Below are 10,254 nucleotides of genomic sequence, written 5' to 3'. Positions count from 1 at the left end.
AACGCCCGGGCAAAGCCCTGGATCTGGGGCAGACCCGCACCGCCAACTCGCTTACTGCGACGCCGATACGTGTACGCCGTTTGAGGAACCCAGCACTAGACCGTGATCCGGCCTGGGTCAAGCTCTCCCGGCAAAAGCTTGCTGGCGTCACCTTCGCCCCCGGCCACATCTCACCGATCGCCGAACTCGCCCGTCAGGCCTTCGACCAGGCCGCCGTGCAGCAGTACGCCCATGCCGCGGCGCTGATGAGCCAGGCCGTGGCAGCAGCCGATGGCCCGGCAGAGCGAGGGGTGCTGCAAGAGCAACTCGCTGTGTACCAGAACTTCCTCGACCCTGCGCAGGCACAGCAGACGCTGGTGGGGGCCTTGCGGCACAACGCATCCCTGACCCGACCCCTGGTCGGGGTGAAGCCCACACGGATCAAGCCCACCGACGTCCAGGCCAATCTGGCCGCGGAGTTCCTGGCGAGGACCTACAAGGACCGCAACCGCTTCCTGCTGGGCGTCAATGCCCTCCTGGACGACCTCTCCTACACGCCCGGCCGGGAGGCGGCCTTCGAGGTCGCCCTGGAGCGGTTGGGCCGGCACCTCGGATTCGAATCGCAGCGCCCCGAACGCACGTTGGGTAACGGCCCGGACGTCCTGTGGGCCCTCGGAGAGCTGCGCTACTTGGTGTTGGAGGCGAAGTCCGGGGCCACTGCGGACAAGATCTGGCGCAAGGATGTGGAGCAGTTGTCCCACTCGATGAACTGGTTCCGTGACACCTACGACGCCACCTGCACCGCGACCCCCGTCCTGCTGCACCAGGGCAACACGCTGGACCGCAACGCCACGGCACCTCCAGGCTGCCGTGTCGTGACGTCACCCAAGATGACCGCGTTGTGCGACGCGGTGCGTGCGGCCATGAGGGCGCTGGCGGAGGGGGACAGCTGGATGAAGGCCGGCCCCGTTGGCGAACAGCTGTCCGCGAACCATCTCACCGCACCCGATGTCATCGACCGGTATGGGGTGGCGCCCAGGACCGCGCCCTGACGGCGGGAACGCAGCGGGGCTGGACGGGGCTGACGGTGGTGCGGGCATGACTCAGCTCTGCAGCCAGGAAGCGGGAGGCTCACCGTCTAGGCAATGTATGCCAGTTCGGGCGCAGTCCAGGGCGAAGGATGCCCAGCTGCGCGTGTGTTCGCTCAGCGACGGGTCACCCGTCATGTACTGCAGGATCGCCACGGTGTCCGGGCTCGCCGTGAGGTCGACCATCAGCAAGAGGGTGGCGGCCTTGTAGCGGTGGCTGTCTGGGACCGTGATGTCGCGGATCAGGTCGCGCAACACCCCTCTTGCTTCCAACAGTCCGCCCGCGGATGCCAGATCCCAGGCCGACTGCAGGGCCACGGCGGGTGAGATACGGCTCTCGCGTACCAACTGGTGCAGTACGTCGGCGCAGGAACGCGACAGCGGTGCGCGGTGGCGCAGCAGGAAGCGGACGGCGGCGACGCGGACATGCGGCTCTTCGTGCGCTGAGCGGGCAATGCGGGTGAGCAGACGTGAAGATCGCGGTTCGCTTGTCCATCCCCACTCGTGGAGTTCGGCGGCCATGACGACGCCCTCGATGCCGCGGCGATGCTGTGTCTGGTGCTCCCAGATGCCCTGAGCGGCGCGATGGAGATCCGGTCCCCATTCGGAGATGTTCCGCAGGGCTGTTTGTCGCTCGGCGTTCGAATCTGTCGCTCCCGCATGCCAGGTCTCCAGGTCGTCCACCAGACGATGGCGTACATCCGGTCCCATGGCCGCAAGGAGCCCGAGGGCCTCGAGGCGGGCTGCTGCGGGCAGGGCGACGTCGCCCAGGGTGGCGAAGAGCAGCTCGATCGCCGCACGGCATCCCTGCGGATCGAGCGTGTGGAGCGTCGCGGCCAGCGCGATGCGTTCCGCGGGCGAGGCGAGCGTGGTCAACTCCCCAATGACGGCGCGCGCCTGGCGGGCAGCTTCATCGCGCCCCTCACCGCGCGGCAGAAGCTCCACTGCCCGGCGGCGGTGAACAGGCGCCGCCGACGCATCCTGGGCAAGATCCAGCAGATGTTCGGTGGCCGTGTCGAAGGCCGAGAAGTCGATGAGCAGCTGGCACAGCTCAAGGGTGTCGTCGGGGAGGTGGGTGGCCTCGGTGACCTCGCGCACGAGACGGATCACCGGTGGCACGGCTTGAGGCAGTCGCCGGAGCAGGCGGACGGCGGCGCACCACGGCGACAGGCTGCCGAGGGGGTCACGCACCTTGGACGTAAGGAAGCGGACGGCGTCGGGCACGTATTGGCTGCCCAGGGACAGCAGGGCCCTGACGGTGCCTCGGGGGTCGGCGGACCCGTCCGCGCTCAGGTGCGACGCGAACAGATCACTGCCCATGGCGCGCGCGGTCTGGGCGGCCCCCACCGTGAGCCGTGCTGAGGTGCCCCGGAGCACGGTGCAGATCGCGGCGACCACAGGCTGGGCGGCAACCTGGTCCACGGGGCGCTGGGTTTGCGCGGTGGCGATGCGCAGGAGCTGCAGCGGCGTTGCGGCGGCGCTCGGGCGGACGATCTGGTGGGCGAGCAGCTCGTATCCGATCCGGGACATACCCTGGGGGCCGTGAAGGAGAGCCGCGGCAAGGGCATGCACCCGGCCAGATGTGGTTGAAGCGATCACCGCGCCGACCTCGATGGTGACCCCGTCCAGGTCCGCACGGTGCTCCTGCGGGTGCGCGCACAGCCAGCGTGCGACCGCATCCCACTGCTGCTCGGTCAGGTCGGGCTCGGCCTCCTCGGACAGGTCCGCTACGGCCGTACTCCCGTCCTCGGGCAGGTCCACCTGCAGAGTTCCGAAAACGATCTCTTCCCAGGGCGGGGCCGCCGCCCGGCGCGCCTGAGCTGTTGGCTCGGCCCGGCCGCGGCCGGGCGCCCCCAGGGCTGTCCGGATGGCACGGTAGACCGCCTGTGCTGTGGCCGCCGGGTCTGGCGGGTCACCCGGCGGTAGTCCCAGGGCCGCCCGTACCTTCGGATACAGGACGTGCCCCCGCGAGTCGGCCTCGGCACCCGGCGCGCCGGCGCGCGTGTGCGGCATCGGGTCTGGGACTTCGGGGAAGTCGAACTCGGGGTCGACCAGGCTCTGGAGTGCATCCTCGAGGTCGGAGCCGGGCCAAGACGCGACGAACTCGGTGGCCGGGGGCTGCCGGGGGACGAGCGTCGAACTGACCCAGGCCCCTAGGTCGCCGGAGTCGGCATGGTCCCTTGGCGGTGGGTCGCCGTGGACCGGGTGGCCTGACGGCGATGCATCGATCTCTTCGACGAGCTTCGCCGCCTGGCCGCGGACGTCGGAGAGGACCCAGTCACGCTCACCGGAGAGGCGAGCCAGGCCCGATCGTGCCGCGGCCCGCGACTGGGGGCCGAGGTCCATGAGCATCTCCGCCGCGCGGACCCGCTGCAGGCCGGTGAGATTGCGCTCGTCCACGATCGCAACGAGCGCACGCGTCGCTTCCGCCGTGCCCTGGCCGGCCCGCAGCAGCGCGCGGATGGCGGCATCGCGCAGCTCCAGGGGATAGCGCGCGGCGTCGAGCAGGCCCACCAGGACGTCGACCACCGCGGCGGGCGCGATGCGAATCGCATCGAGCACCTGTACCAACTGGTGAGCACCCGTCGTCCGTGACCGGGAAACCCAGTAGGTGAGCGTCTCGGCCAGCGCCTCGTGGTGGGCGGGCGTGCTGGGGGCACCTTCGAAGATCAACCGGGCGCCGAGTGCGCGGGCCCGGTCGTCCCCGGCGAGCAACCAGTCCAGCAGGCCGCCCGTGTCGGCGAGCAGCGCACGATGCAGCACGGCCTCGTGGTCCTGGCGGCGGTTGCCGGTCAGCGCACCGCGGAGCGTGTGCCACCACACCGGGTGGTCGGGATCGAACCTGGCGGGCAGCCGGCGCGCGGCGCCGGCCGCGGCCAGATGCTCGGCGAAGCTGCGGTGCACAAAGGCCAGGGCAGTGCCGTCCTGGGTCACCAGCCCGGTCGAGGTGAGGACGGCGGCGACGACATCGGGCCAGTCCGTCGGCTGCGGGTAAGGCTGGGATCCGGCCTCACGCAGCCACTCCAGGGCGGTGGGCAGGATCTCCGCACCCCGCAATGAGGCCTCCGCGCAATGCTCAAGCAAACTGATCCGGCCCGTGACCAGGTGGTTCATGACCTGATCCGCCTCCACCCAACCCGCCAGCCGTGCCCGCAGATTGGCCATCAGCTGTTCCAGCCGGGATTCGTACAGGTGCGACACGAACCGCTGGTAGAGAGCGAAGGCGGTCTGCGGCAGCGGTTGCCCGGCCCGTTCCTCGAAGACGATGGCGGCGACGGTGGCCAGCAGCGGGACAGCGACCACCTCTTCGAGGCGGGCCGCGGTGATCTGCGCGAGGAAGTCACGGGCCAGCCCGGGTTGGGCCCGAAACCAGCGGTGGACGAAATCACGGCGCTGGCCGCGCTCGAACGGCTCGATCTCGCAGCGGCCCAGGCCGTCTTTGGCCTCCCACCGGGCGTGTTCACGCGGGGGAAGCTGGCGCATCGTCAGCAGCATCCGATGCTTGGTCTCGACATCCATGAACCGCCGCAGCCGGTCGGAGAGTTCCGCGCGGTTCGCCGCATCCTCTACCTCGTCCAGACCGTCGATGACGATCAGCCATTCCAGCTGCCCGGCCGGACGCAGGCACACGTCCGCGCCGATATCGAGATGGAGACGGGAGGAGGCGGCGGTCCGGGCCGCGCCGGACACGGCCGCACGGAGCTCTTCCTCGGGCCGCCCGGCCAGTTCGCGCGCGGACACGCGGATCGGGATCAGTTGTGTTGTCTCGCCGCGATGTGGGCCGGGGAGGTGTACGAGGTCGGCGGCCAACTGCAGGGTGAGGGTGGACTTCCCGGTCCCGGGTGGTCCCACCACGAGTACGTGACGGAAGCGGGTCAGGAAGTCCTCGACGGTGCGCGGCGGGTGCTCCTCCTCGGCCTGGGCCACCTCGTTCCTGCTGTGGGAGCGGCCATGGGGCTTGTCGCCGGCTGCGAGTTGCTGGCGCACGTAGACCTGCGTGAGATCGTCACGATGCAGGCCCACCGACCGGTAGGGAAACGAACTGGCGGCCTGCCGCTGAGCCTCCAGCAGCATCCCGATACCTGGATCGAGGCGGCTCGCGGCGTGTTGGTCGCCAAGGAGCCGGTCGCGCAGCACGTCGCCGCGGATGCCGTAGCTCTGCCGGACCGGGACGGCCGTGGTCATGCTGCTGTAGGGGACCCGCTCATGCGCGCTGACCATGAGCCCCACCACCGCCGCCCGCTGGCGGTCCCACAACGGGCCACCGCTGTAGCCCGGTTGCACGGCGAATCCGGTCGGCGGGGCTTCCAGGACCAGCCACTCGCCGGCGGCTGCGTTGACGCGCAGGCGCACCACGGTGCGCGGGTCGGCATTGCCGCGCCAGGCCCACAGCTCGTCGCCCAGGTCCGCAGCGGCCAAGGGGGCCGGCCGCAGGTCAGCCGGCAGCGCCGACAGCGGCTCAAGTTCCGCAAGGTCGGCCACCCAGCGCCCGTCGCGTCCACGTACCGGCGGCGTGCCCGGTTCGGCCAGCCGCTGGGCCGGCCACCACCGCCCTACTCGGGCTTGGATGCGCATGCCGGGAACAGCGGGGAAGGCCACCGTCACCTCGGCCTGAGCGGGAGAGTCGGTGGTGAACTCGTTTCGGCCCAGCGCCAGGTTGATGACGTGCGCGCAGGTTAACAAGGTCGCCTGGGCCGGATCCCCGCCGTGGACGTAGGCGCCGCCGCCGATGACCCGCCCGTCACTGGCCAGGACGGTGGCGAACGCGCCCCACAGCGGGGCATCGGCCTCCATCACCATCGGTGTGCCCCAGCAGACGTCAAAGCTGCGGCCCTTCACCAGAGGCGACCGGAGCAGCGGGCTGCGGCGAGGCGGCAGGAGCCGAGGGCTGACGCTGGCCTTGGGAGGTGTTCCAGGTGGCGGTAACGGTGAAACTGGCCTCACCGCCGCTGACGACCGCGATCTTCAACCCCGCGGTCAGCTTCACACCGAACTCGATGGACAGCTCATCCGGGGCATGGCTCATTTCCTGCGCCCGGGCATGAATACCCGACAGGATCGGCGCCAACGGGGCGAACGCGTCGTGCAGCAACTGACCCGACCGCTGGATCACACGGGAGCCCGCACCCACCGGCCTGACCGGCACGTCGTCTTCCCACTGACCGTCCTCGGCAGCGTCACCACCTGCTGCGTCGACGGGAGAGATCTCCACCAGCGCCGAGGTGCCATCCTCGAATGCGAAATCCACAAACTGGCCCACGATCCCCCTGTCATGCCACCGAATCACTGTCGCGAAGCGTCAAGAGACTAGCGTCTGGCCGCAGTTGCCCGCAGGTCAGGTCGCTCCAGATGCTCGGCAACCCCACCCCTCGATGTCCCGGCAGACTCGTGCGCCGGGACTGCCACGGCAGCGCGCGGTGGAGACAGATAGGGGCGATCGCGGAGCTGAAGCTCTTCAGGTGCCGGAATTGAGCTGCTGCTTCTTTCGGTCGCGAGCAAATCCGACGAAACTGATGACCAAGAATTTGACTCCGAATGAAGGCACGAAGATTCCTGCGATGATCCATGTTGTCCCCCACCAGCCGCGATCTCCGTCAGGATCCATGATGGGAATCCACAGGAAGTTGCTCGCAATGAGTGACAGCCATCTGCCGGTTTCCCTGGGTATTCGCCCGGCCCTGAACTCGAAAAACATGGTCAGAGCCATAAGGAGCATGAACGAGTACAGTGCGAGCACCCACGGAACCGGGTTGATATCCGTAGAGCCCTCGACGAATCGGATTTGACGGGGCCACTCCCACAGCATGAGCAGGACCAGTACTTGGATCGGAAGGGATCGCCGCACGTCTTTTGCCAGGATGCGAAGACGATCCTCGTGCCGAAGTGCGAAGTCCGCCATGCTCTCGTACAGAGGGTTGGGTGCTGTCTGGGGGTCCAGTCCCTGTCTGGCGCGGACGGCTTCGGTCAGTGCCTCTTCCTGGCTCGCCGCACGGATACGCATCCTGGCATCGCCGACGTAAGCGGAAATCTCAGTGTAAAACTCGTGCACCGTTTCCGTGTCGAGTCGTGCGGTGTTGGATATCTGGATCCAGCCGGGGCTCGTATCCGTGGAGCGTAACTGGTCGGTGAGGTTAACCCAGAACAGTTGCTTCTTTTTCATATCGAATACCACGCCGATGATGGGGATGCGGCTCTGCCGCCAATCATCGAAATGATCTTCCACGGGTATTGCGTAACCGTGGGCCCGCTTGTATTTCTTCCCGCTTTTCACCTGGATGGCAATCCAATAGCCTGTTCGTTTGCCGCCGCGGGTGAAATTGACGATCATGTCCTCGCCGTGGTCGTTGCCTCCGTCGATCTCCTGAACGATGTGATCGTTTTCCTCCAGGAGTGCGCGCAGGGCGTTGACACCTGCCCTCTCGATCCGTCGGCTCGAACGAACAGTGGACACCGGCTCCCCCTCGAAATCAGTGACCATCAGGATACTGACCGCCGCTGACAGTCCACGGTGGTTGCGCCTCCCGGGGTGGGCCGGATCATCTGTCGGTCTGGGGTGCCGGGTTGGGGGATGCCTCTATGTCTTTCGTCAAGCGAGGTGTGGGGTGTGGGGTTCGTAGAAGGTGCCGTCGCGGAGCATCGCGAACAGCACGTTGATCCGTTGCCGGGCGAGGCGGAGGAGGGCTTGCGTGTGGGTCTTTCCTCTGGCCCGGCATTTGTCGTAGTAGGTGCGGGAGGCGGGATCGTGCAGGGCGGCGAACGTGGACAGGAACATCGCCCGTTTGAGCTGCCGGTTGCCGCCTCGGGGGGCGTGTTCGCCGTGGATCGATGTCCCGGATGACTTGGTCGTGGGGGCGAGGCCGGCGTAGGAGGTCAGGTGGGCGGCAGTGGGGAAGCTGGTGCCGTCGCCGACGGTGACCAGCAAGGTGGCGGCGGTCCTGACCGCGCCCCCCGGAATCGAGGTCAGGGCCGCGGAAAGAGGGTGAGCCTCCAGCAGCTGTCCGGTCTGTGCTTCCAGAGCTCGTCGTTGTTCGTGGACAGCTGCGAGCGAACGGGCCAGGGACGGGATCACGACGTCGAGGGTGCCGGTGCCCGGGACCACGACGGTCTGCTCGTCGAGCGCGTCGAAGACCTCGTCGATCAGTCGGGCAGCCATGCGCGGGGCCTTGGGCCGGATCACCTCAACGAGCCTGCGGCGGCCGGCCTTTCGCAAGCTGGCTGGGGATCCGTAGCGTTCCAGCAGCCAGGTCACGGCCTGGTGGTCCAGGCGCGGGCCAAGGACGCGCTCTAGGCTGGGGTGGAACTGGGTGAGCAAGCCGCGTATCCGGTTGGAGGTGCGGGTCGCCTCGGCTGCCAGGTCCTGGTCGAAGCCCACCAGCACGGTCAGCTCGGCGGTGATCTCGTCGGTCAGTTCCAACGAGCGCAGGGTGTGTGGCATGGTCCGTGCGGCGTCCGCGATCACCGCGGCGTCTTTGGCGTCGGTCTTGGCCTCGCCCGGGTAGAGGTCGGCGATGCGTCGCATCGAGAGTCCGGGCAGGTAGGCGACCTTGCAGCCGGCGTCCCGGGCGACGGTCAGGGGCAGGGCGCCGATGGAGGCGGGCTGGTCCACGATCACCAGGACGGTGTCGAACTTGGCGGTCAGCTTGTCGAGGACGGCCCGCAGTTTCGGCTCGCTGTTGGGCAGCTGCTTGTCGAAGACCTCCTTCCCGGCCGGGGTGAGTCCGTGCCCGTGATGGGCGCTCTTGCCGACGTCCAGACCGAGGAAGACGCCCACGTCGTCGATGTCGTCCAACCCATCCTCCCTAACGAGGTTCGTGCGGTGCTGGCCAGGGCGTTGGCGTCGTATGCGCGCATCCACGTTATGCAGACCTGCCGACTGCGAACGGCCGGGCATTGCGCTCGGCCAGGCGGTAGTCGGACCTCTCATCAGCGTCTCCAACGGCGCCTCTCGGGCCCGGCGACACCACCCCCCAGGTCATGCCTTCGACAGAGGGGACACAGTCATACCGGGCCCGAAGGCCAGCAGCCCCATTGCAGGGCCGCGGAAAACATAACGGGGGACGTACGTCGGTGTTCTGTTCGCGGGCGGGAACGGTGGCCGGGGTCTTCACGCGCTGTGTGTCGGTGACGAAGCCGGTCGGCTCTGGGTGGCGGCTCTCTTTCTCGCGGATTCGGCGCGGCGGTGGGGTGTTGGGGTGCTTGAGGATGCCGTCTTTCTCCCAGCTGCCGAAGCAGCCGTGGGCGGTGTTCCAGTGCGGGTAGTCATGTGGCAGGTGGCGTCAGGGGATGTTGGTGCGGGCGGCGTGGGGAATGGTGTCGAGAAGGTCACGCAGGTCGTGCTGGGGTGGGGTGCTGATGCTCGGCAAGTGGCGGTTCTTGCTGTCCCGTCAGCTCGCCGACAGCGGCTGCAGCAGGGCTGATCGGGCATCGCCGAGGGTCGCTGGGGTGTCACTGCCGTGCGCTGGTGCTGCCGGGAGGTGTCAGCCCGTGAGCGGTACGGCAGGGCGCGCGAGAGCGAGGGTGAAGCGGTCGGCGTGGACCGGCAGAGTGGAACCGGAGTCCCGGCGGAGGTTCACACGGCCAGCCGCCGCAGCCGCCGCAGCCGCCGCAGCCGCCGCAGCCGCCGCAGCCGCCGCAGCCGGCGCGGGGGCGGCAGCCGATGGTGTGCATCTGGCCCGGCGAGAGTGTCGGCGGGCGTCTGGCGGTTGGCCGGCCTGCCGTTCGGTATTCAGCCGGGCCGCTAGGCCGTTTCTTGTGGGTCACCTCGGTGGCCAGATGAAGATGGCGCGAGGTGGAGTCCGGCGGGGTGGATGGTGGTGGTCTTGTCGTAGCCAGTGGCCAGGCCGCGCCACTGTGTGCGCCTGGTGATGCACCGCTCGACTGCCGCCGTGGGTGTCCGCGCTGCTGGTCCTCTTCCCGCGTGCGGTGGGTGGTCTGCCCGGTGTGGCGGGGTCCGGCCGGGTCTTGCCGGGGTCTCAACTCGCTGCCGGGGTCCCGGTGGTGTGGGGTGGGTGCGGGGGGTGGGTACGAGTGGGGTGCCTGGCGTGGGTGGCCGGGCGGCGGGCCGGTGAGTGGCCTGCCCGCACCGTCCCGTGCCGTCCCGTGCCGTCCCGTGCCGTCCCGTGCCGTCCCGTGCCGTCCCGTGCCGTCCCGTGCCGTCCCGTGCCGTCCCGTGCCGTCCCGTGCCGTC

4 protein-coding genes and 1 pseudogene are annotated in these 10,254 nt (G+C 68.7%); 1 reads left to right on the top strand and 4 read right to left on the bottom strand.

Going from position 1 to position 10,254, the window contains the following annotated elements:
* Positions 1 to 1,031: pseudogene (locus ACFVYR_RS37940) on the top strand (helicase); the annotation flags it as partial.
* Between the two features lie 51 nt (positions 1,032 to 1,082).
* Here ACFVYR_RS37940 and ACFVYR_RS37935 read toward each other — a convergent pair.
* From ACFVYR_RS37935 to ACFVYR_RS37920, 4 genes are all read right to left on the bottom strand, one after another.
* The gene (locus tag ACFVYR_RS37935) at positions 1,083 to 5,906 is read right to left on the bottom strand and encodes an NACHT domain-containing protein (protein ID WP_384261847.1); all 4,824 of its coding nucleotides are present in this window, start codon (positions 5,904 to 5,906) and stop codon (positions 1,083 to 1,085) included.
* On the bottom strand, positions 5,887 to 6,327 hold the full coding sequence (locus ACFVYR_RS37930; RefSeq protein ID WP_384261850.1) for a CU044_2847 family protein: 441 nt from the start codon (positions 6,325 to 6,327) through the stop codon (positions 5,887 to 5,889). The genes ACFVYR_RS37935 and ACFVYR_RS37930 overlap by 20 nt, the downstream gene beginning before the upstream one ends.
* A gap of 195 nt (positions 6,328 to 6,522) precedes the next feature.
* The gene (locus ACFVYR_RS37925) at positions 6,523 to 7,545 is read right to left on the bottom strand and encodes a DUF4365 domain-containing protein (protein ID WP_384261852.1); all 1,023 of its coding nucleotides are present in this window, start codon (positions 7,543 to 7,545) and stop codon (positions 6,523 to 6,525) included.
* 108 nt (positions 7,546 to 7,653) lie between these two features.
* Positions 7,654 to 8,856, bottom strand: a complete 1,203-nt coding sequence (locus ACFVYR_RS37920; protein ID WP_384261854.1) for an IS110 family transposase — start codon at positions 8,854 to 8,856, stop codon at positions 7,654 to 7,656.
* Positions 8,857 to 10,254 lie beyond the last annotated feature (1,398 nt).

Source organism: Streptomyces sp. NPDC058284 (assembly GCF_042881135.1).
Classification (GTDB): Bacteria; Actinomycetota; Actinomycetes; order Streptomycetales; family Streptomycetaceae; genus Streptomyces.
Note: the sequence above shows the minus strand (reverse complement) of the source record. Positions and strands in the feature narration are given on the sequence as shown.

Coding starts and splice junctions, on each gene's coding strand:
- ACFVYR_RS37925 (WP_384261852.1), bottom strand. CDS start 7,545: ATGGTCACTGATTTCGAGGGGGAGCCGGTGTCCACTGTTCGTTCGAGC.